Origin of the sequence: Streptomyces sp. 796.1 (assembly GCF_047525675.1) — a bacterium.
In the GTDB taxonomy this organism is placed as follows: domain Bacteria; phylum Actinomycetota; class Actinomycetes; order Streptomycetales; family Streptomycetaceae; genus Streptomyces.
On sequence record NZ_JBLIWA010000029.1, the window covers coordinates 1 to 19,626 of the forward strand.

The window sequence follows — 19,626 nt, forward strand, 5'->3', positions numbered from 1 at the left end:
CCGCCGCACCGGCCGCACCCGCAGCCCCCGCCGGACCGGCCGCCCAGGCCGCCGTCGCCGCGGCCCCGCAGCCGCAGCCCGTCGGCGCCCCAGTGGGGGCTCCGGTAGGCGCGCCGCACGGCCAGCCCGTCGTGTCGGCGCCCGGGTACGGCGTCGGCCAGCCGCAGGCGCCGGCCGCGCCCGCCCAGGCGTACGCCCCGGCCGGCTTCGCGCCCGGCGGCTACACCTCGCCCATCCCGATCCAGCCCACCCGGTTCAGCCACGCGCTGGCCTCCGAGTGGACGAAGATCAAGTCGGTCCGCTCCACGGTGTGGACGCTGGCCATCATGGTGGGTCTGGTGGTCGGCATCGGGCTGCTCACCGCGACGGGGCTGGCCAGCGGCGACACCGACCTGGACGGCGAGTCTCCGCTGGCCTTCGGCTTCTTCGGGATGCTGCTCGGCGTGCTGTGCGTGATCACACTGGGGGTGCTGGTGGTCTCGGCCGAGTACAGCACCGGCATGATCCGTACGACGCTGACCGCCTGCCCGAGCCGCGGGCGGGTGCTGGCGGCGAAGGCCACCGTGTTCTTCGGGCTCACCTTCGTGGTGACGCTCGCCTCGACCGCCGTGGTCGGCCTGATCAACGATTCCCTGCTCAGCAGCTCCAAGGGCGCGGGCGCCACCGGTGGCTCGGAGTGGTTCAAGGCGACGGTCGGGGTCAGCCTCTACGTGGCGCTGCTCGGGCTGCTCGCGCTGTGCGTCGGCTCGATGCTGCGGCACTCGGCGGGCGCCATCACGATCATGATCGGTGTGGTGCTGCTGCCGCTGGTGCTGGCCCTGTTCATGCGCGGTGAGGCGCTGGAGACGCTGCGCGAGAAGCTCTTCGAGTACTCGATCCCGAGCCAGCTCGGCGTGATGTTCAGCAACACCGTCACCGACTCGGGCCCCTCCGGCTGGGACCCGCTGCTGATCATCGTGATCGTCTCCGGTGCTGCGCTGGCCGGCGCCTTCACGCTGCTGGAGCGGCGGGACGTCTGACCCACCGCGGAACGCCCGACCCACCGCGGGGCGCACGCCCACCGGCGCGCGCCCACCGGCCGCCACGAGCCGCCGGGGCCCGCCCCCGCGCGCGTGCCCGTCAGTAGCGTGGCGCGTTACGAGACCGCTGGAGCCGTGCGCTCCGGCGGTCTCGCGCGTTCCAGCAGGCGCGGTGCCAGTGCCTGCGGTCGTCCACGCCCGCGTACTGCTGCCAGGCCACCAGATGGCCGACGCCCGGCGGGATCTCCTGGTCGCACCCGGGGCAGCGGTAGTACTTGCCGGCGGCGGCGCCCGCGACCGGGCGCACCAGCCACTCCTCCCCCTGCCAACTCTCCGTGCGCTCCAGGGCGGAGGAGCCCGACGTGGAACGCTCTGCTGGCTGCTCGCCGCCTCGCGGCGGGCGGTTTCGGCGAGGAGACACGGGACACCTCGTGGGTTCGACTGAGACTACGGACCGTTACCAGAGTACGGGCTGTCGTCACGGTCCGGGACCCCCCGGAGCAGCACGCTCCGCAACATCTCCCGATCATCATGAAAACTTCTTGCCAGGCCGTGCCTTTGGCACGTGACAGGCGTTAATGCCTCCCGGGAGGGCCGCGTCGGTCGGAACACTGCAAGAGGAGGCAGAGAACGATGCGCGTTGGAGCATTCGTCCTGGCAGGGCAGTTCCCGGGCCAGGGCCAGCGGGAAGCACTCCGCAGGGCCATCAGGACCGCGGAGGTCGCCGAGGAGTCCGGGCTCGATGCGGTCTGGTTGGCCGAACACCACTTCATTCCGTACGGCGTCTGTCCGTCCGCCACCACCCTCGCCGCACTGGTACTCGGTCGCACCCACCGCATCGGCGTCGGTACGGCGGTGAGCGTACTGTCCACGACCCACCCCGTCGCCCTGGGCGAGCAGGCGGCACTGTTGCACCTCACCACCGGCGGCCGGTTCACGCTGGGCGTGGGGCGCGGCGGGCCCTGGGTGGACCTGGAGGTCTTCGGCACCGGGCTGCGGGCGTACGAGGAGGGGTTTCCGGAATCGCTCGACCTGCTGCTGCGCTGGTTGCGGGAGCCGGCGGTCGGCGCGGACGGAGAACAGTACGCCTTCCGGGAGGTGCCGGTCGTACCGCGGGGTGACGAGTTCTTCGACGGGGTGGCTGCCGACGGTCCGCCGATCGTCGTGGCCTGCGTGTCGCCGCGCGGCGTACGGCTGGCTGCCGAACGGGGACTGCCCATGCTGCTCGGCATGCACTGCGGGGACGAGGAGAAGGCGGAGATGGTCGCCCTGTGGCGGCGTACGGCGCTCGCCGCCGGCCACTCCCCCGATGCGGTCGCCGGCGCCGACCACGTCTCGATGGGGGTGCTCCAGATCGCCGACAGCCGCGCGGACGCGACCCAGACGCTGCTCAAGGCGATGCCGGGCTGGCTGCGGCAGGGCCTCGACGCGTACGTGACGGTCGACGGGCGGCAGCGCGCGATGCGCGACCCGCGGGCCTATGCGGAGCAACTGTGCGCCCTGCACCCGGTGGGGCCGCCCGAGCTCTGCGCCGACCTGCTGGCGGCCAGCGCGGAGCGCACCGGCATCGACCGGTTCGCGTTCCTGGTGGAGGGTTCGGGCGAGCTGACCAGCACTGAGGAGAACGTCCGGCGGCTGGGTGAGGAAGTGTTGCCGCGCTGTCGGTGACGGCCCGCGCGTGCCCCGCGCCGGCGGCGCGGGGCACAGCGTCCGGCCCGGCCGCTGGGAGGGCTGAGGGCCGTCCTGCGGGGCGCACGGGGCGGCCCGTGCGGAAGGGGCTGCCGCCCCGTGGCGTTCAGTGTGCGTGGCGTACGGAGCGGCAGCTCGGGCACATCAGCAGTCACGCAGTTCCGGTGACTGGTTGAGCAGTTGCCCACGGATGGAGGTGAAGCGGGCGAACCGGTCGTCGGCCGCGGGGTCGAGCGGGAAGACCGCTACCCGGTGGCAGTTCTGGAAGGCCAGGCGGACGCCGAAGTGCCGCTCCAGCGAGCCGCGTATCGCGTCGCTGGCCAGCGCGCGCAGCAGTTGCCCGCGCGCCTGCTCGTCCGGCGGCGGGACCTGGTTGTCCGCGAAGTCACCGCCGTCCACCTTGAGCCGGGCCACCAGAGAGCTGACCATCTCCCACGCGTACGGCAGGGAGGTCCGGACGCAGTCGACGAATTCTGCTTCGTCGACCTCGCCTCGCTCGGCCTGTTCGAGCAGGGCCGGTGAGACGTCGAGCGACATGGGTTCTCCTCTCGTGACCCCGGGGCCGGGGTCCTGCGGATGGGGGCCGGGGGGCCGCGACGCAGCGTACTCGGGCGGCAACCCGCTGCTTCAACGGTAATTCGGGCCACCGTGCCGACACCAGGACGTTGCACTCACTACCGGCCAACGCCGAACGGGCCGGCGGCGGGCGAATCGCGTGCACGGGTCGGCGTCGAGTAGCGTTGCCGACCATGCGTCTCGTCATTGCCCGCTGCTCCGTTGACTACGCGGGCCGGCTCACCGCCCACCTCCCCTCCGCGCCCCGGCTGATCCTGGTGAAGGCCGACGGCAGCGTCTCGATCCATGCGGACGACCGGGCCTACAAACCCCTCAACTGGATGTCTCCGCCCTGCACCCTCAAGGAGGGCGAGGACCAGGTGTGGACCGTGGTGAACAAGGCGGGCGAGAAGCTCATCATCACCATGGAGGAGGTGCTGCACGACTCCTCGCACGAACTGGGCGTCGACCCGGGTCTGATCAAGGACGGCGTGGAGGCGCACCTCCAGGAGCTGCTGGCCGACCGGATCGAAACGCTGGGCGACGGCTACACGCTGATTCGGCGCGAATACCCCACCGCCATCGGCCCGGTGGACATCCTGTGCCGGGACGCCGACGGCGGCACCGTCGCGGTGGAGATCAAGCGCCGGGGCGAGATCGACGGCGTCGAGCAGTTGACCCGCTATCTGGAACTGCTCAACCGCGACCCGCACCTGGCCCCGGTCAAGGGCGTCTTCGCGGCCCAGGAGATCAAGCCGCAGGCCCGGGTGCTCGCCACCGACCGCGGCATGTCGTGCGTGGTCCTCGACTACGACGCCCTGCGCGGCATCGAGGACGACAAGCTCCGACTGTTCTAGCTGTTGCTGGCTGTTTCTGGCTGTTTCAGCCGGGGCCGCGCCGTAGCGGGTTCCCGCCGTTGCGGGTCGCGCGCTCGCCGGCTCCCGCCACGCCCCGGCTCCCGCCGCAGCGGGTCCTCGCCGTAGCCGAATCCCGCCGTAGCCGGCTCCGGCCGTTCTCGTCGCGGGTCCTGCCGACCCGCCGCCTCGGGTCCCGGCCCGGCGGTTCCGGCATTCCGCCTCACGTTCTGCCCGCGCCGCCGGCCGGCCCTCCGTACGAGGGACCGGCCGGCGGCGCGGTCGTTCAGCGCGGGGTCGGGTCCTTGGTGAGCTGGCTCGGCGACTGCGGCGGGGCGTCCGTGGTCGGGGCCGTGGTCGGCGGGTCGGTCGGCTCCGTCGGCGGGTCGGTGGGCTCCGTCGGGGGATCGGTCGGCTTGGTGGGCGGGTCGGTCGGCTTGGTCGGCGGATCGGTGGGCCGGGTCGGCGGCGGATCGCTCGGCCTGGTCGTCGGGGCGGTCGGCTCCGGGTCCGGGTCGGTGGGGCTGCCGGTGTCCGTGGGGGCGTCCGTGGTCGGCGTGCCGCTGGTCGACGGGGTCTCGTCGGGGCTGTCGCTCGCGCCGGTGGACGAGGACGGGCGCGGGGCGTCCGGGGCGCCGGGCGTGGTGCCGCCGCCCGGCCGGCCGGTGTCGCCCGGGGCGTTCCGGCTCGGCTCCTCGCCGGTCTCTTCGCCGTCCGGCGCCGGCTCCTCCTGGCGCAGGATGGTCTTCCGGGGCGCGACCCGGTCCGGTTCGCCCTCGTCGCCCGAGGTCGCGCCCAGTGTGACGACGGCCCCGAGCACCGCGACGAGCAGCGCGCCCGCGCCCGCAGCCGCCAGGTTCCGCCGGGCCTTGACCACCAGCGGCAGCCGGCGCACCGAGGCCCGCCACCCGCCGGAGACCGCGCCCGCACCGGCCGCGCCCTTCCCGGCCCCCGCACCGGCCTTGTCGGCGCCCGTCGCGCCGTGGGCGGCAGCAGCCGCGCCGAGCGCGACGCCCTGGAGCGTGTCGTCGTCCGCGGTCGGCGGCAGTTCCGCGGTCGGGTCGTCGGCACCCGGGGCGCCCGCGGGCCCCCCGGCCTGCGGCTCGGTGGCAGGCTCCACGCCGCCGGTGAGCGCGCCGAGCGTGTCCAGGCCGCCCGGCGCCGAGATGCCCGTACGGTCCACCACCAGGGCCAGCGCCCTGCGTCCTGCGACGGCGCCGCGCCGGTCGGCCAGTACGCCGCGCAGCGAGATGGACGCCTCAAGTTCGGCGCGGGCCCGGTCCACCTGGTCGGTGCAGAGCGCGAGGACGCCCAACTCGTGGTGGAAATACGCCTCTTCGGCTACCTCGCCGGCGAGTCTGGCCGCTTCCTGACCGTGCCGCAGACAGCGTTCCCACGCGCTCCAGTGCAGCCCGGCGGCGAACGCCGGGGCCGCCGTCCTGGCCAGCAGCACCGCCGCGCTGAGCTGCCCGACCCGCTGCCCGCCAGTGTCGGCGGCGCCGGAGGCAGCACCGGAGGCACTCGACGCATGAGTCGCACTCGACGCACCAGCCGCTCCCGACGCACCGGCGGCTCCGGCGGCCGGCGCGGTGTGCGTACCGCGGGCGGTGACCAGGGCCGCCAGCGCGCCGAGCATCGCGTCCGCTTCCTCCACGGCGCGGGCCGCCGCCACCGAGGGGTGGCCGGCCCACCACGCGTAGTGCTGGGCAGCGGTCAGCGCGCGGGTCGCCGGGTCCTGCGCCAGGCCGGCCGCGGTGAGTTGCGCGGCGACGCCGGTGCCCAGCCGGTAGTGGTCGCCGGCCTGGGTGACCAGGCCGCAGTCGAGCAGTTCGGCGACGGCGGCGTCGGCCTGCGCGTCGCCGATGAGTGCGGGCAGGTGCGCCGGGTGCGGGCACTCCCCGCCGAGCGCCAGCGCGAACTGGAGCGCCTCCCGGGCGGCGGGGCTGATCAGGCCGGCCAGCAGGGCGGCCGGGGCGACACCGTCGGTGAGGGTGAGGGCAGCCGGCGCGGCGGGCCCGGCTCCCGTGGGTCCCGTGCTGGCGGGTCCCGTGCCGGTGGTCGGTGCGGCGGGCCCGGCGGCGGCCGGTGCCCCGGCCGCTTCGGCGTCCGGTCCGCTGGCCGCGCCCGCCCGCTGCCCCGGCGCATCGTCGGCCGTGGGCCCCTGGGCCACGGGGGAGTCACCCGGCACCCCGTCGGACGGCGCCGCGTCGAAGGGCACGGCGCCAGACGGCACCGCTCCAGACGGCACCGCATCGGCGGGCTGCACCGCCGGTGCGCGCCGGTCCGCATCGGCCGGCTCCGCCGTGCCCCCGGCCGCCCGGTCGCGGCCCCGCAACAGCGCCGCGGCCTGGACGAACCGCAGCGGCAGCCCCTCCGACTCGAACCACAGGTCGGCCGCCCAGGCCGCCTCCTCGTCGGTGGGCGGGCGGCGTACCAGGCGGCCGAGCAACTCCATGCAGGCGGTGCGGCTGAGGCCGCCGAGCGCGACCTCTTCCAGGTACGCGCCGGGCGAGGGGGCCGACACCTCGGGCGTCGCCGATATCAGGAAGGCGCACTCGGGTGTGGCGTCCAGGAAGTCATCGAGGGCCGCGCCGTCGAACTCGACGTCGTCCAGGATCACGACGGCGCCGACGTCGCGTGCGAGTTCCAGGAGTTGTGCCCGGTCCGGGCGGTGCGCGGGCATCTTGTAGACCGCCGCGCACAGGGCGTGCAGCAGGTCGGTGGGGGTGCTGCGGTAGCCGGAGAGGCGGATCACGCCGTCCGGGGCGAAGTCGGCACACCCGTCGGCGACCGCGTCAAGCAGCGCGGTGCGCCCGGCCCCCGAGGGCGCCGTCAGCCGGACCGAGCGGCCCCGGCCGAGCAGCCGTACCAGCCGGTCCCGTTCCTCCTCGCGCTCCAGCAGGGGCAGTTCGCCGCGGGCGGTGTACGTGGCGATGGCGCCGGCGCCCGCGGTGACCGTGGAGCGGGCGGCGGCCTGGGCGCGGCGCAGCGCGGCCCGTTCGTCCGGGCTGTGCCGGGTGGGCGCGGCCGGGTGGCGGGGGCTGCCCGGCGGGCACTGTTCGATCTCGCTGCCGTCGACGGGGTTGATGGTCAGCAGGTAGTCGCCCGAGGTGAGCTCGGCGGTCCTGGCGGGCCCGGCCGCCGAGCCGGCGCCGAGGCCGGCGGCCCCCGCCGCCAGGCCGGGAGAGGCTGTCGCCAGGCCGGGAGAGGCCGTCGCGCGGCCGGTGCGGTCGCGGTCGTGCCGGCCGGTGGCCGCTGGCTGTGCGCCGCGGCCTGGCGCCCGGCGGGGGCCACCGGCGGCGCCCGGAGCGTGCTGGTTGTCTTCGTCAGGTCCCGGGTGCGTCGGGTCCATGGTGAAAGCCCCCCAGAGCTGCGTGCCGTGTGTTCAGCGGGCAGTGCCGCGACGATGCCGTGGCCGTGTCGTGGCCGGTCGTGCCGCGACGGTGCCGTGGTGGTCGGGGCCGGTCGGATCGTGCGAGGTGCCCCGGCCGTCGCGATCGGTCCGGTGCCCGCCCGCCGTGGTGAGCGGCGGATTCCGGACCTCAAACCTTGCGGCGGCCGAGACCCAGTATCACTGAACCCGGGGCTGCTCCGCCGCCGGGACGGCGGGAGAGGCCGCGGACGGCCCGCCGTGCGCTGGCCGCTGACGGCCGGCCACGGCTCGGGCCCTTCTTCGTACGACGGCCCCGCGGCGGCCCGCCGACTGCTGCCCGGCGTCCTCAGACCCGGGGCAGGGAGGCGGCTTCCAGGCCGCCCTCGATGGCCAGGATGCGGTGCAGCCGAGTGGCCACCAGCAGCCGCTGCATCTGGGGGGGCACCCCGCGCAGCACCAGTCGGCGGCCGGCCCGGCCGGCCCTGCGGTGCGCGCCCATGATGACGCCGAGCCCGGTGGCGTCCCAGGCGTCGAGTCCGGACAGGTCCAGTACGAGATCTCCGCCGCCCCCGTCCACGGCGGTGTGGAAGGCCGTACGGGCGTCCGCCGCGCTACGGATGTCGAGTCGACCCCCGACGACCAGCTCGGCGTGGTCGCCCTTGATGTGCATATGCGCTCCCCGATGGTGCGACAGAGCCGCACCGTTGTGGTCGTAGTCGGTCGTAATGGTCGTATACCTACAGAACTGACTGCCTCTCATACGGCAAAGTTGCCGCTCGTAAGCGAACCGATACCGAATTCACCCCATGGAGTGGGCCCATGGGGTGCGAGCCCTTCTGTGGTGGTTTCCGCCCGTACGGGCGCCGGCTCCCGGGGGTGCGTGGCGCCCGTGCGTGCAGGGCCAACTTCCCCCCGGGGCCGGGTCCGACACCTGAACCGGCGATCGGACCCGGGACCCGTCCCGGTCCGGCGCCGGCGTGGACCCGCCCGGCCCGGGCCGTACGGAGCGGCCGGGGCTGGGCCGTACGGGTGAGCCGGGCGGGAGGGGCCAGATGCGGTCAGCGGGCGGTCCGGGGTGGTCCGGAAGCGGTCCGGGGGCGGCCCGGATGGCTCGGAATCGTGCGGAGGCGATCCGAGTTGCCCGGCCCCCGGGCAGGCGCGGGGGCTCAGCCGTGCGAGTAGAAGCCCTGGCCGGTCTTGCGGCCGAAGTCGCCCGCGTCGACCATGCGGCGCATGACCTCCGGCGGGGCGAACTTCTCGTCCTGGGACTCGGTGTAGATGTTCTCGGTGGCGTGCAGCAGGATGTCGACGCCGGTCAGGTCGGCGGTGGCCAGCGGCCCCATCGCGTGGCCGAAGCCGAGCTTGCAGGCGATGTCGATGTCCTCGGCGCTGGCCACGCCCGACTCGTAGAGCTTGGCCGCCTCGACCACCAGGGCCGAGATCAGCCGGGTGGTGACGAAGCCGGCCACGTCGCGGTTGACGACCACGCAGGTCTTGCCGATGCCCTCGGCGAACGCGCGGGCGGCGGCGAGGGTTTCGTCGCTGGTCTTGTAGCCGCGGACGAGTTCGCACAGCGCCATCAGCGGCACCGGCGAGAAGAAGTGCGTGCCGACCACGCGCTCCGGCCGGGAGGTGGCCGCCGCGATCTTGGTGATCGGGATGGCTGAGGTGTTGGACGCGAGGATCGTCTCGTCCTTGACCAGGCCGTCGAGGGTGGCGAAGATCTCCCGCTTGACCTCGATCTTCTCGAAGACCGCCTCCACCACGATGTCCGCGTCGGCGGCGGCGTCGAGGTCGGTGGTGGTGGTGATGCGGGCCAGCGCCTGCTCGGCGGCGTCGGCCTCCAACTTGCCCTTGGAGACGAACTTCGCGTACGACGCCTCGATGCCGTCCTTGCCCCGCTTCAGGGCGGCGTCCGTCACATCGCGCAGCACGACCTCCCAGCCCGCCTGGGCCGAGACCTGAGCGATGCCGGAACCCATGAGTCCGGCCCCGATGACGGCGAGCTTCTTGGCCACTGCGTCTCCCTTACCTGCCGGGGGCCGCGGCGCCCCCACCCTTCACTGGATTTTCGGCTGTGAGGCGGACCTTAGCGGGCACCAGGGCCCCGGGGGCAGCGGAAGAGATGCGCGTCACGTCTCACATGACGGACCTCACACCGGCGACGGCCCGTGGCGCGCCGCACCGCCGTCACCCGGCGGGCCGCACCGCGTAGTTGAGGACGGTCTCGCCGAGCAGGTCCTCCATCTCGTCGAGCAGGACCAGCGCTTCGCGGGAGACCTCGGTGGCCTCACGGCCGGCCATCATCTCGCGACCGATGAAGGCCATCAGGGTGCTCTGCACCCAGGCGATCTGACCGCCGACCAGCAACGGCAGCAGGTCGCCCGGGCCGTCCCCGCACTCTTCGCGCAGTACGGCCACCACCGCCTCGTTCACCTCCTGCTGGAGGTACCACAGCCGCGCCTTGAGGGTGTGCGCGTCCTGGATGACGCGCATGAACGCGGCGTACCCGGCGAACAGGCCGACGACGGGCGAGACGGCCTCCACCTCGGCCCTGAACTGGCGCAGCACGCCGCGCATCGCCGACTCACCCGCCGCGCGACCGCGCACGTACCGCGGCAGCCGGTCCACCACGCCGGCGCTGCGGTCGAAGAACAGGTCCTCCTTGGCCGGGAAGTAGTTGTAGACGGTGTTGACGGAGACGTCGGCCGCGTCGGCGATCTCCGCGATCGTCACCGCGTCGAAGCCGCGCTCCAGGAAGAGCCCGGTGGCCACGTCCGAGATGTGCTGCCGCGTCTGCCGCTTCTTCCGCTCCCTGAGCCCTTCTGCCATGCCGCCATCGTACGCGCAGCTGGGCACCCACCAATTTTGGAGTCATTGCAAAAATTAAGAGTCTCTGTTTTTCTGGGGTCATGGCAATCATCAGTACGGCCGGCCTGACCCGTACGTTCACCACCAAGCACGGCGCGGTGGAGGCGGTGCGCGGCATCGACCTGACCGTCGCGCCCGGCGAGATCGTCGGCTTCCTCGGCCCCAACGGCGCCGGCAAGACCACCACGCTGCGGATGCTCACCACACTGCTGCGGCCCACCGGCGGCGCCGCCACCGTCGCCGGCTGCGACCTGCTCCGCGACCCGGCCGGGGTGCGGCGCAACAGCGGGTACGTGGCCCAGTCCGGCGGCGTCGACCCCCATCTGACGGTGCGCGAAGAGCTGGTGACCCAGGGCCGTCTGTACCGGCTGCCGAAGGCCGAAGCCGCCTCCCGGGCGGCCGAGTTGGCGACCGACCTCGGCCTGGTGGAGCTGCTCGACCGGCCGGTGCGCACCCTCTCCGGCGGCCAGCGGCGGCGGCTCGACATCGCGCTGGGCCTCACCCACCGGCCCGTCGTGCTCTTCCTCGACGAGCCGACGACCGGCCTCGACCCGGCCAGCCGTACGGACCTGTGGGAGCTGGTCCGCCGGGTCCGCACCGACCTGGGCACCACGGTCGTCCTCACCACGCACTACCTGGACGAGGCCGACGCGCTCGCCGACCGGCTGGTGGTCGTGGACGGCGGCGTCGTGGTGGCCGACGGCACCCCGCGCGCGCTCAAGCAGCGCCACGCGGGCTCGCCCGACGCCTCGCTCCAGGACGCCTTCCTGGCCATCACCGGGCGCGGCATCGCCCCCGAGGAACCGGCCCCCGCCGCCGTCTGACCCGGCTCCCCGCGCCGATCCGCAGCAACAGCCCCGTACGGCCCCTCCCGTACGCCCCACCCCGCGCATCCCGCACGCACCCCGAGGAGCAGCCCCGCATGTCCGCCGCAGCGCCCGCCGCCGCGCCATCCGCCGCCCTGCCCGCCCTGGTCTCCGACACCGCGCTGATCTTCGGACGGTACGCGCGGCAGACGCTCAAGTCCCGGTTCCAGATGCTCTTCGGCATCCTGATGCCCCTGCTGTACCTGCTCTTCTTCGGGCCGCTGCTCACCGATCTGCCGCTCGGTTCGCGCGGCGACTCCTGGCAGGTCCTGGTGCCGGGGCTGCTGCTGCAACTCGGGCTCTTCGGCGCCTCGTACACCGGCTTCGCGGTGCTCATCGACAAGCAGTCGGGGGTGGTGGAGCGGATGCGGGTGACGCCGGTCAGCCGGCTGGCGCTGCTGCTGGGGCGGGTGTTGCGGGACGCGGCACTCTTCGTCTTCCAGGCCGTGCTGCTGATCGGCGCCGCACTGGCGATGGGGTTGCGCGCGCCGGTGGTCGGGGTGCTGATCGGGCTGGCGTTCGTCGCCGTGCTCACCGTGTCGCTGGCCTCGCTGTCCTACGCGCTGGCCGTCAAGGTCAACACGCCCCAGGAGTTCGGGCCCACGATCAACGCGCTGACCATGCCGTCCATGCTGCTTTCGGGGCTGATGCTGCCCATGTCACTGGCGCCCGGCTGGCTCGACGCGCTCTCGCACGTGATGCCGTTCCGCTACCTGGTGGACGCCGTACGGGCCGCGTTCGTCGGCGACTACGCCAGTCCGCAGATGCTGTACGGAACGCTGGTGGGCCTCGGGTTCGCGGCGCTGACCATGGGCATCGGCACCCGGGTGTTCACCTCGGCCGGCTCCTGACCGGATGGTTACGCTCACCCCATGGTCAATCTGACGCGCATCTACACCCGCACCGGCGACAAGGGCACGACCGCGCTCGGCGACATGAGCCGCACCGCCAAGACCGACGTCCGCATCGCGGCGTACGCCGACGCGAACGAGGCCAACGCCGCCATCGGCGTGGCCATCGCACTCGGCTCGCTCCCCGACGAGGTGGTCCGCGTGCTCGTCCGGGTGCAGAACGACCTCTTCGACGTGGGGGCCGATCTGTGCACCCCGGTGGTGGAGAACCCCGAGCACCCGCCGCTGCGGGTCGAGCAGTCCTACATCGACCGCTTGGAGGCCGACTGCGACACCTTCCTGGCCGACCTGGACAAGTTGCGGAGCTTCATCCTGCCCGGCGGCACCCCGGGCGCGGCCCTGCTGCACCAGGCGTGCACGGTGGTGCGCCGCGCGGAGCGCTCGACCTGGGCAGCGCTCGCCGAGCACCGCTCGGTCGAGGACGGCGGCACCATGAACGTCCTCACCGCGACCTACCTCAACCGCCTCTCCGACCTGCTGTTCATCCTGGCCCGCACGGCGAACAAGGAGACCGGCGACGTGCTCTGGGTCCCGGGCGGCCAGCGCTGAGGGAGCGGTGAGCGGGGCCGGGGGCGGGCGGACCGGGGCGGTGTTCTCATGCGTACGGGCTGTACGGGCGGGCCTCCGCGGCAGACGTACGGGCGAGCCCTCGCGGTACGCGTAAGGGCTGGCCCTCACGGCAGGCCGTACGGGCCGGCTCTCCGCGGCGGGCGTACGGGCGGGCCGTCAAGGCGGGCTGCTCGCGCGGGCCGGGCCGCGCCGGCACCGGCCTCCCCGGCCCGCCGCCCGCCCCGCGCCCTGCCTCACCGCCCGTCCTGCCCCCAGCGCTCCGTCGTACGGCCTGCCGGCTCCCAGCTCGCGGTCCGGTCCGACGCCGGGTCCACCTGCTGCTCCGTCGCCCGCTCCCCCGCCATCGGTGGCGCCCAGCCGGCCGCCCCGACCGGCGGGCGCTCCGGGCGGCCGTCCGCGGAGTGGGGAGGCGAGGGCTGCTCGGCGAGGGGCCCGGGCGTGGCGGACGCCCCGCGAGGGTCCTTTTTCGGCCAGATCGTGTACGAGAGCGCGACCAGGAACCAGATGCCGGTCACCAGGCCCATCGGCGACTGCCAGTCCCGCAGCGCCGCCGTGCGGTCCGCGTCGTCGACGTACCAGATCGCCAGTTGCAGCAGCCCGGCGGCGACCCCGGCGGCCAGCGCCATCCGCAGCCACATCTGCCACTCGTGCACGATGCGCGCCCGCCCGTACTTCGGCGGCTTGGCCGGCTTCGGGCCGCCGGCGAACCGGTGCGCGACGTGCCGGTCGACCCAGGCGATCGTGTAGTGGCCGAAGCCGACGGAGTAGCCGATGTACACCGCGGCCAGCCCGTGCTTGGTGCTCGCGGTGGCGCCGTTGCGCAGGTCAACGGTGGTCGTGACGAGCAGGACGAGTTCGAGCAGCGGCTCGCACATGAGGACCGCTGCCCCCGCCCGCGGGCGGCGCAGCCCGTACCGCAGGGTGAGGCCGGCGGCCAGCAGCACCCAGAAGCCGACCTCGGCGACGATGATCATCGTGACGATCACGGCGTGCTCCCGTACTTCGATCGTTTGCGGCGGACCCGTGGGCGAGCCTCGGCCCCGGGCGACCCCTCCACCTTCCCCCGCCGCCGCCCCGGCCCGCGTCGTCGCCGCTGACGAACCCGTACTGCATCCTTCGATGTACCGGCCGCGGCGCGCGCCCGACCGGCAGCGGACGTCGGCGCTCCGCGTCCCGTGCTGTGATGGAGCCATGCCGCGCCGCCCGCCCCCGCTCCGACCGCACGAGCACGACGTGCTCATCAGCGTCAGCGGGCTGCTCGGCGGCCTCCTCCTCTACGCGCTCGACCTGCGCAACAGCTCCACCGCCTTCGGGCTGCCCGAATGGCTGTTGCTGCTGGCGCTGGTGGTGATGTGCGGGGCCGAGCTGCTGCGCCGCACGATGCCCAGGTTCGCCCTGGTCGTCGCCACCCTCGCGCTCGCCCTCGACCTGATCACCGGCACGCTGATGGTCACCGTCCTGATGTTCTCGGACGTGGTGTACGCGGCCGTGCTGTACGGCTCGCCGCGCACCGCCCGCCGGGTGCAGCGCGAGTGCTACCTGATCACCGCGCTGGCCACGGCCGGCACCTTCGCCGCCTACCGCGAACCGGCCGCGCTGCTGCTCGGCTTCGCCACCGCGATGATCACGATCGTGCCGGCCTGGACCGGCGCACTGGTGCGCTCGCACCGGGACGCGGCCGAGGCGGCGCGGCACGAGGCCGAGCGCACCGCACTCCTCGCCGAGCTCGACCGGCGCGAGGCCGTCGCGGCCGAGCGCGCCCGGATGGCCCGCGAGCTGCACGACATGGTCGCCGGCCATCTGTCGGCCATCGCGATCCACTCCACCGCCGCCCTCTCGCTCGGCGACCCGAAGGCGACCGGCGAGGCGCTCGGCGTGATCCGCGAGAACAGCGTGCAGGGTTTGGCCGAAATGCGTCGGCTGATCGGACTGTTGCGCGATGCCAGCGGCGAGGTGGAGCCGACCGCGGTCCCCACGCTCGACGGGCTCCAGGCGATGATCGACCGGGCCGAACGGGCCGGCGCCGACAGCGGCCTGTCCTTCGTGCTCAGCGACGAGCGCGCGCCGCAGCCCCCGGCCGAGGCCGGTACGCGCGCGGGCGAGGCGCCGGCCGCCGGCAGCGGCACGGGGGCGACGCCCCTCGGCGAGGCGCCCCGCGGGCTGCCGATGCCGGTGGAGTTGGCCGCGTACCGCATCGTGCAGGAAGCGCTGACCAACGCGCTCAAGCACGCGGGTCCCGGTACGGTCCTGGTGCGGCTCGACCGGACCCGGACCGGGCCGCTGTGCGTGGAGGTGACCAGCGCACTCACCGACCGGGACGGCCCGCGGGCGCCGGGTTCCGGGGCCGGTCTGGTCGGCATGCGCGAGCGCACCGAATTGCTCGGCGGCACCTTCGAGGCGGGCCCCGCGCAGGCGGGTTCGGAGAAGATCTGGCGGGTACGGGCCGTACTGCCGGTGGAGGAGGAGAAGCACGCATGACCGAGTCGACCGACGCGGGCCCCGCAGCCCCGATCCGGGTGCTGGTCGCCGAGGACCAGTCGTCCGTACGGGCCGGGCTGGTGCTCATCCTGCGGTCGGCGCCCGACCTCCAGGTGGTGGGCGAGGCCGCGGACGGCGAGCGGGCCGTGGCCATGGCGCGCGAACTGCGCCCCGACGTAGTCCTGATGGACGTGCAGATGCCCCGGCTTGACGGGGTGTCGGCCACCAGGCAGATCGTCGCCGAGCGCCTGGCCGACGTGCTGGTCCTGACCACCTTCGACCTCGACGACTACGTCTTCGGCGCGCTGCGCGCGGGCGCGGCCGGCTTCCTGCTCAAGGACAGCGAGGCGGGCGAACTCCTGGCCGCGGTGCGGACGGTGGCCCGCGGCGAGGGGACCATCGCCCCCGCGGTGACCCGCCGCCTCATCCACGAGTTCGGCCGGGTGCAGCCGCCGGAGCCGCCGAGCACTCAGGGCTCCGAACTCCTCGGCACGTTGACCCGGCGCGAGCGCGAAGTGCTCGGCTGCCTCGGCGAGGGGCTGTCCAACGCGGAGGTGGCCACCCGGCTCACGATGGCGGAGGCGACCGTGAAGACGCACGTCAGCCGGTTGTTGGCGAAGTTGGAACTGCGCAGCCGGGTGCAGGCCGCGGTGTTGGCGCAGGAGTGCGGCGTGAGCGCACCTCAGCCCCGCGACTAACCGGAACGAGTCGACAGATCGACTCTCACTTTGGTCCAGACCTATTGACCAGTGGTCCAGACCTCCTTACGCTCCCTTCACATCTTTGGTGAGCGTGTCATGACAATGACGGCTTACTGGGCGGCGCTCGTTTCGCGAAGATCTCAGCCCGACATCCGGACCCCACGTCCGGACCCGAGTATCCAGGAGCCCCTGTAGTGAGATCAGGAATCGTCAGACGCATCCGGCATACCCGGCACAGAACAACCGCGACGCTCGTCGCGATGGCCCTCCCCTTCGCCGCACTCGTTGGCCTCGCCTCTCCCGCCCAGGCCGCCGAGTCCGCCACCGCCACCTTCCTCAAGGCATCCGACTGGGGCAGCGGGTTCGAAGGCCGCTGGACGGTCAAGAACACCGGTGACACCACGCTGAACAGTTGGACCGTCGAGTGGGACTTCCCCTCCGGCACCACCGTCGGCTCCGGCTGGGACGCCACCGTCTCCGGTTCAAACGGCCACTACACCGCCAAGAACCTGAGCTGGAACGGCACCCTGGCGCCCGGCGCCAGCGTCACCTTCGGCTTCAACGGCACCGGCACCGGCGCGCCCAGCGGCTGTAAGCTCAACGGCGGCTCCTGTGACGGCAGCACCCAGCCGGGCGACACCCCGCCCACCGCTCCCGGCACCCCCTCGGCCAGCGAGATCACCAACACCTCGGTGAAGCTGAGCTGGACCGCTGCCACCGATGACAAGGGCATCAAGAACTACGACGTGCTGCGTGGCGGCGCCAAGGTGGCCACCGTCACCGGCACCAGCTACACCGACAGCGGTCTGACCGCCGGCACCGACTACTCGTACACGGTCAAGGCGCGCGACACCGCCGACCAGGTCGGCCCGGCCAGCCCCGCCCGCACCGTGCGCACCACCGGTGGCGGCGGCGAGCCGCCCGTAGGCGACGCGGTCAAGCTTGGGTACTTCACCAACTGGGGTGTCTACCAGCGCAACTACCACGTCAAGAACCTGGTGACGTCCGGCACCGCCGAGAAGATCACGCACATCAACTACGCCTTCGGCAACGTCCAGGGCGGCAAGTGCACGATCGGCGACAGCTACGCCGACTACGAGAAGATGTACGACGCCAGCGCGAGCGTCGACGGCAAGACGGACACCTGGGACCAGCCGCTGCGCGGCAACTTCAACCAGCTCCGCAAGCTGAAGGCCAAGTACCCGCACATCAAGGTGCTGTGGTCGTTCGGTGGTTGGACCTGGTCCGGCGGCTTCGGTGACGCGGCCAAGAACCCGGCCGCCTTCGCCGACTCCTGCTACAAGCTGGTCGAGGACCCGCGCTGGGCCGATGTCTTCGACGGCATCGACCTGGACTGGGAGTACCCGAACGCCTGTGGTCTGACCTGCGACACGAGCGGCCAGAACTCCCTCACCGCGCTGATGAAGGCGACCCGGGACCGGTTCGGCAAGGACAACCTGGTCACCGCGGCGATCAGCGCTGACGGCTCGGACGGCGGCAAGCTCGACCTCGCCGACTACGCCGGCGCCGCTCAGCACGCCGACTGGTACAACGTCATGACGTACGACTTCTTCGGCGCCTGGGACGCGAAGGGCCCGACGGCCCCGCACTCGCCGCTCACCTCCTACCAGGGCATCCCGAAGGAGGGCTTCAACTCCGACGCGGCGATCCAGAAGCTGAAGGGCAAGGGCATCCCGGCGAAGAAGCTGCTGCTCGGCATCGGCTTCTACGGCCGCGGCTGGACCGGCGTCACCCAGAAGGAGCCGGGCGGCACCGCGACCGGCCCCGCGCCCGGCAAGTACGAGCAGGGCATCGAGGACTACAAGGACCTCAAGGACCGCTGCCCGTCGAACGGCACCGTCGCCGGCACCGCCTACGCCCACTGTGGCAACCAGTGGTGGAGCTACGACACCCCGGCCACCATCGGCGGCAAGATGTCGTACGTGAAGGACCAGAAGCTCGGCGGCTCGTTCTTCTGGGAGTTCAGTGGCGACACCACCAACGGTGAGCTGATCTCGGCCATCAACAGCGGCCTGCGCTAACCCCCTCGGAGTGGCGGGCCGCACGGACGGCCCGCCACGGCGGCCCCGCCGCACCCCGAGGAACGTGCACGCGACAGCCTCGTGCACGGTGTGAAACCGGACCGGAGAGACGGCACCGCCCGCCGCCTCTCCGGTCCTTCCGCATGCCCACGTCCCCCGGCCCCGGTCCCTTCCCACCCTGGCCCCACCCACGGCCGAACAACCCACCCGCCCCCGAGCCACCCCACACACAAGCCACAACCAGCAACCCTGAGGAGGGCATGAAAAAACAGGCCCCGGAAGACTCCGAAACCTGTACGTCCCACCCCCGGCCCAAGACCAGGTCCCACCCACCCACACCCACGACACACCCACCCCGAACCGTACGAGCACCAGCTCAGTCACGGCCCACCCAGTCACCACCAACCACCACCAACCCGGGAAACACCCTCACCCACCCCCGAGCCCAACCCACCCGAGCAACCTGTGCTCCCTCACCGCCGGGCAGCGCCCCCGAACAACGCAACATCCCTGCCCAAGCCACATGTGATGCGCCCCAAGCCAACGCTGGTCGGCACCCCCCAACAACGAGACGCCTCTATCTAAGCCACATTGACTCTCCCCCAGCTAACGCTGGGAGGGGCCCCCAAACAACGAGACGCCTCTTTCTAAGCCACATTGACTCGTTGCCCCGGCGGCGCCGCCTCCAGCCAAGCCAAGAAGCCGGTCAGCGCGTCCTCGCTCATTGCGAGTTCCAGTTGGGTGCCGCGGTGCGAGCAGGCCAGGACGACCGCGTCCGAGAGGAGGGCGAGCTCTTCCTCACCCTGGGGGGTGCGCCGGGCGATGACCTCGATGGCCGAGCGTTCCAGGAGGCGGCGCGGGCGGGGCGCGTACGAGAAGACGCGGAACCACTCCACCCGGTCACCGCTGTAGCGGGCGACGCCGTACACCCAGCCCTTGCCGCTCGGCTCGCCGGCCGCGGCGTCCTGCTCGCCGCGGACGGTCACGTCCCAGCGCAAACTACAGTCGAAGGTCCCTCCGGCACGCTGGATCAATCGCCTTCGCAAGCCGAAGACGAAGAGTCCCAGCAGCACGAGTACGACGACCGCGCCGCTCACGAGCAGAGCGAGGACCATCTTTACCGACCTCCTCGCATCATCCGGAAAACCCGCACCTGCATCGCCTCAGCCGCGGACCGCTGGATCAAGGTCCAGCGGGGTCCGCGGCTGAGGATCGTACGTATCGGTGGCCGGCTCAGTGCGCGCCCGCCACCGCGCGCAGTCGGACCTCGGCGCGCCGCTCGGCGGCGTCGTCCGCCTCCGACTTGGCACGCTCCAGCGCCCGCTCGGCACGCTGAACGTCAATCTCGTCAGACAGCTCCGCGATCTCCGCGAGCAGCGACAGCTTGTCGTCGGCGAACGAGATGAACCCGCCGTGCACCGCGGCGATCACCGTCCCGCCGTCGCTCGTACGGATGGTCACCGGGCCCGACTCCAGCACACCGAGCAGCGGCTGGTGGCCGGGCATGACGCCGATGTCACCCGATGTGGTGCGCGTGATGACCAAGGTGGCCGCGCCGGACCAGACACTCCGGTCCGCAGCGACCAGCTCGACGTGCAGCTCAGCAGCCAACGTGGCTCCTCGGGTCGACACCCGGCAGGTGTGCCGGGTGTTGGGTCGAATTCTAGTGGGCGTGCGGGGAGGGGCGGGACACACCC

Annotated in this window: 17 protein-coding genes and 1 pseudogene; 9 read left to right on the forward strand and 9 right to left on the reverse strand. The window is 72.8% G+C overall.

All coding sequences use genetic code 11. From position 1 onward, the window contains the following. Nucleotides 1-131: 131 nt before the first annotated feature. Nucleotides 132-1,019: an ABC transporter permease gene (locus ACMA1D_RS19985; RefSeq protein WP_414725462.1), complete on the forward strand. Its 888-nt coding sequence runs from the start codon at nt 132-134 to the stop codon at nt 1,017-1,019. Nucleotides 1,020-1,119: 100 nt separating this feature from the next. Here ACMA1D_RS19985 and ACMA1D_RS19990 read toward each other — a convergent pair whose 3' ends face one another. After that, entirely contained in the window at nt 1,120-1,440 is a 321-nt protein-coding gene (locus tag ACMA1D_RS19990; RefSeq protein WP_414725371.1) for an ATP/GTP-binding protein, read from the reverse strand. A gap of 212 nt (nt 1,441-1,652) precedes the next feature. Here ACMA1D_RS19990 and ACMA1D_RS19995 point away from each other — a divergent pair, with 212 nt between their 5' ends. Then, nucleotides 1,653-2,687, forward strand: a complete 1,035-nt coding sequence (locus ACMA1D_RS19995; protein WP_414725372.1) for an LLM class flavin-dependent oxidoreductase — start codon at nt 1,653-1,655, stop codon at nt 2,685-2,687. A 165-nt stretch (nt 2,688-2,852) separates the two neighbouring features. Here the strand turns inward: ACMA1D_RS19995 and ACMA1D_RS20000 are convergent, their stop codons facing one another. Continuing rightward, entirely contained in the window at nt 2,853-3,245 is a 393-nt protein-coding gene (locus ACMA1D_RS20000) for an SCO5389 family protein (protein ID WP_414725373.1), read from the reverse strand. Nucleotides 3,246-3,457: 212 nt separating this feature from the next. On the opposite strand from ACMA1D_RS20000, the gene nucS reads away from it, so the two are divergent. Continuing rightward, complete coding sequence (nucS, locus tag ACMA1D_RS20005; protein ID WP_414725374.1) at nt 3,458-4,120, forward strand: endonuclease NucS; 663 nt, start codon at nt 3,458-3,460, stop codon at nt 4,118-4,120. A 283-nt stretch (nt 4,121-4,403) separates the two neighbouring features. Here the strand turns inward: nucS and ACMA1D_RS20010 are convergent, their stop codons facing one another. The 4 genes from ACMA1D_RS20010 to ACMA1D_RS20025 form a co-directional block, all read right to left on the reverse strand. Further along, nucleotides 4,404-7,469, reverse strand: a complete 3,066-nt coding sequence (locus tag ACMA1D_RS20010) for an ATP-binding protein (protein ID WP_414725375.1) — start codon at nt 7,467-7,469, stop codon at nt 4,404-4,406. Between the two features lie 367 nt (nt 7,470-7,836). Further along, nucleotides 7,837-8,160, reverse strand: a complete 324-nt coding sequence (locus ACMA1D_RS20015; protein WP_349997569.1) for an STAS domain-containing protein — start codon at nt 8,158-8,160, stop codon at nt 7,837-7,839. Nucleotides 8,161-8,656: 496 nt separating this feature from the next. Next, nucleotides 8,657-9,508, reverse strand: coding sequence for a 3-hydroxyacyl-CoA dehydrogenase family protein (locus ACMA1D_RS20020; protein WP_414725376.1), 852 nt, complete (start codon nt 9,506-9,508; stop codon nt 8,657-8,659). Nucleotides 9,509-9,680: 172 nt separating this feature from the next. Beyond that, nucleotides 9,681-10,322, reverse strand: a complete 642-nt coding sequence (locus ACMA1D_RS20025) for a TetR/AcrR family transcriptional regulator (protein WP_414725377.1) — start codon at nt 10,320-10,322, stop codon at nt 9,681-9,683. Between the two features lie 80 nt (nt 10,323-10,402). On the opposite strand from ACMA1D_RS20025, the gene ACMA1D_RS20030 reads away from it, so the two are divergent. The 3 genes from ACMA1D_RS20030 to ACMA1D_RS20040 all read left to right on the forward strand — a co-directional run bounded on the left by ACMA1D_RS20030 (nt 10,403) and on the right by ACMA1D_RS20040 (nt 12,687). Continuing rightward, entirely contained in the window at nt 10,403-11,185 is a 783-nt protein-coding gene (locus tag ACMA1D_RS20030; RefSeq protein WP_414725378.1) for an ABC transporter ATP-binding protein, read from the forward strand. Nucleotides 11,186-11,283: 98 nt separating this feature from the next. Continuing rightward, nucleotides 11,284-12,078, forward strand: coding sequence for an ABC transporter permease (locus ACMA1D_RS20035; RefSeq protein WP_414725379.1), 795 nt, complete (start codon nt 11,284-11,286; stop codon nt 12,076-12,078). 21 nt (nt 12,079-12,099) lie between these two features. Next, on the forward strand, nt 12,100-12,687 hold the full coding sequence (locus ACMA1D_RS20040; RefSeq protein WP_414725380.1) for a cob(I)yrinic acid a,c-diamide adenosyltransferase: 588 nt from the start codon (nt 12,100-12,102) through the stop codon (nt 12,685-12,687). Nucleotides 12,688-13,139: 452 nt separating this feature from the next. Here ACMA1D_RS20040 and ACMA1D_RS20045 read toward each other — a convergent pair. Next, nucleotides 13,140-13,694 (reverse strand): annotated as a pseudogene (locus ACMA1D_RS20045) (hypothetical protein); the annotation flags it as partial. Nucleotides 13,695-13,899: 205 nt separating this feature from the next. On the opposite strand from ACMA1D_RS20045, the gene ACMA1D_RS20050 reads away from it, so the two are divergent. The 3 genes from ACMA1D_RS20050 to ACMA1D_RS20060 all read left to right on the forward strand — a co-directional run bounded on the left by ACMA1D_RS20050 (nt 13,900) and on the right by ACMA1D_RS20060 (nt 17,929). Beyond that, nucleotides 13,900-15,186 carry a sensor histidine kinase gene (locus ACMA1D_RS20050; RefSeq protein ID WP_414725381.1) on the forward strand — a complete coding sequence of 429 codons (1,287 nt, stop codon included), beginning with the start codon at nt 13,900-13,902 and terminating at the stop codon, nt 15,184-15,186. Continuing rightward, a complete protein-coding gene (locus tag ACMA1D_RS20055; RefSeq protein WP_414725382.1) occupies nt 15,183-15,884 on the forward strand; it encodes a response regulator in 702 nt (233 codons plus the stop codon). Before ACMA1D_RS20050 ends, ACMA1D_RS20055 begins: the two co-directional genes overlap by 4 nt. A 263-nt stretch (nt 15,885-16,147) precedes the next feature. Next, nucleotides 16,148-17,929, forward strand: coding sequence for a glycosyl hydrolase family 18 protein (locus ACMA1D_RS20060; protein WP_414725383.1), 1,782 nt, complete (start codon nt 16,148-16,150; stop codon nt 17,927-17,929). 647 nt (nt 17,930-18,576) lie between these two features. Here the strand turns inward: ACMA1D_RS20060 and ACMA1D_RS20065 are convergent. Both ACMA1D_RS20065 and ACMA1D_RS20070 read right to left on the reverse strand, forming a co-directional pair. Further along, complete coding sequence (locus tag ACMA1D_RS20065) at nt 18,577-19,044, reverse strand: DUF2550 domain-containing protein (protein ID WP_414725384.1); 468 nt, start codon at nt 19,042-19,044, stop codon at nt 18,577-18,579. A gap of 118 nt (nt 19,045-19,162) precedes the next feature. Continuing rightward, a complete protein-coding gene (locus ACMA1D_RS20070) occupies nt 19,163-19,540 on the reverse strand; it encodes a F0F1 ATP synthase subunit epsilon (protein ID WP_349996052.1) in 378 nt (125 codons plus the stop codon). Nucleotides 19,541-19,626 lie beyond the last annotated feature (86 nt).

Excerpts from the sequence above, each read along its gene's own strand:
- ACMA1D_RS19995 (WP_414725372.1), top strand. The coding sequence starts at position 1,653 with ATGCGCGTTGGAGCATTCGTCCTGGCAGGGCAGTTCCCGGGCCAGGGC.
- ACMA1D_RS20000 (WP_414725373.1), bottom strand. The coding sequence starts at position 3,245 with ATGTCGCTCGACGTCTCACCGGCCCTGCTCGAACAGGCCGAGCGAGGC.
- nucS (WP_414725374.1), top strand. The coding sequence starts at position 3,458 with ATGCGTCTCGTCATTGCCCGCTGCTCCGTTGACTACGCGGGCCGGCTC.
- ACMA1D_RS20010 (WP_414725375.1), bottom strand. The coding sequence starts at position 7,469 with ATGGACCCGACGCACCCGGGACCTGACGAAGACAACCAGCACGCTCCG.
- ACMA1D_RS20015 (WP_349997569.1), bottom strand. The coding sequence starts at position 8,160 with ATGCACATCAAGGGCGACCACGCCGAGCTGGTCGTCGGGGGTCGACTC.
- ACMA1D_RS20025 (WP_414725377.1), bottom strand. The coding sequence starts at position 10,322 with ATGGCAGAAGGGCTCAGGGAGCGGAAGAAGCGGCAGACGCGGCAGCAC.
- ACMA1D_RS20030 (WP_414725378.1), top strand. The coding sequence starts at position 10,403 with ATGGCAATCATCAGTACGGCCGGCCTGACCCGTACGTTCACCACCAAG.
- ACMA1D_RS20035 (WP_414725379.1), top strand. The coding sequence starts at position 11,284 with ATGTCCGCCGCAGCGCCCGCCGCCGCGCCATCCGCCGCCCTGCCCGCC.
- ACMA1D_RS20040 (WP_414725380.1), top strand. The coding sequence starts at position 12,100 with ATGGTCAATCTGACGCGCATCTACACCCGCACCGGCGACAAGGGCACG.
- ACMA1D_RS20050 (WP_414725381.1), top strand. The coding sequence starts at position 13,900 with ATGCCGCGCCGCCCGCCCCCGCTCCGACCGCACGAGCACGACGTGCTC.
- ACMA1D_RS20055 (WP_414725382.1), top strand. The coding sequence starts at position 15,183 with ATGACCGAGTCGACCGACGCGGGCCCCGCAGCCCCGATCCGGGTGCTG.
- ACMA1D_RS20060 (WP_414725383.1), top strand. The coding sequence starts at position 16,148 with ATGGCCCTCCCCTTCGCCGCACTCGTTGGCCTCGCCTCTCCCGCCCAG.
- ACMA1D_RS20065 (WP_414725384.1), bottom strand. The coding sequence starts at position 19,044 with ATGGTCCTCGCTCTGCTCGTGAGCGGCGCGGTCGTCGTACTCGTGCTG.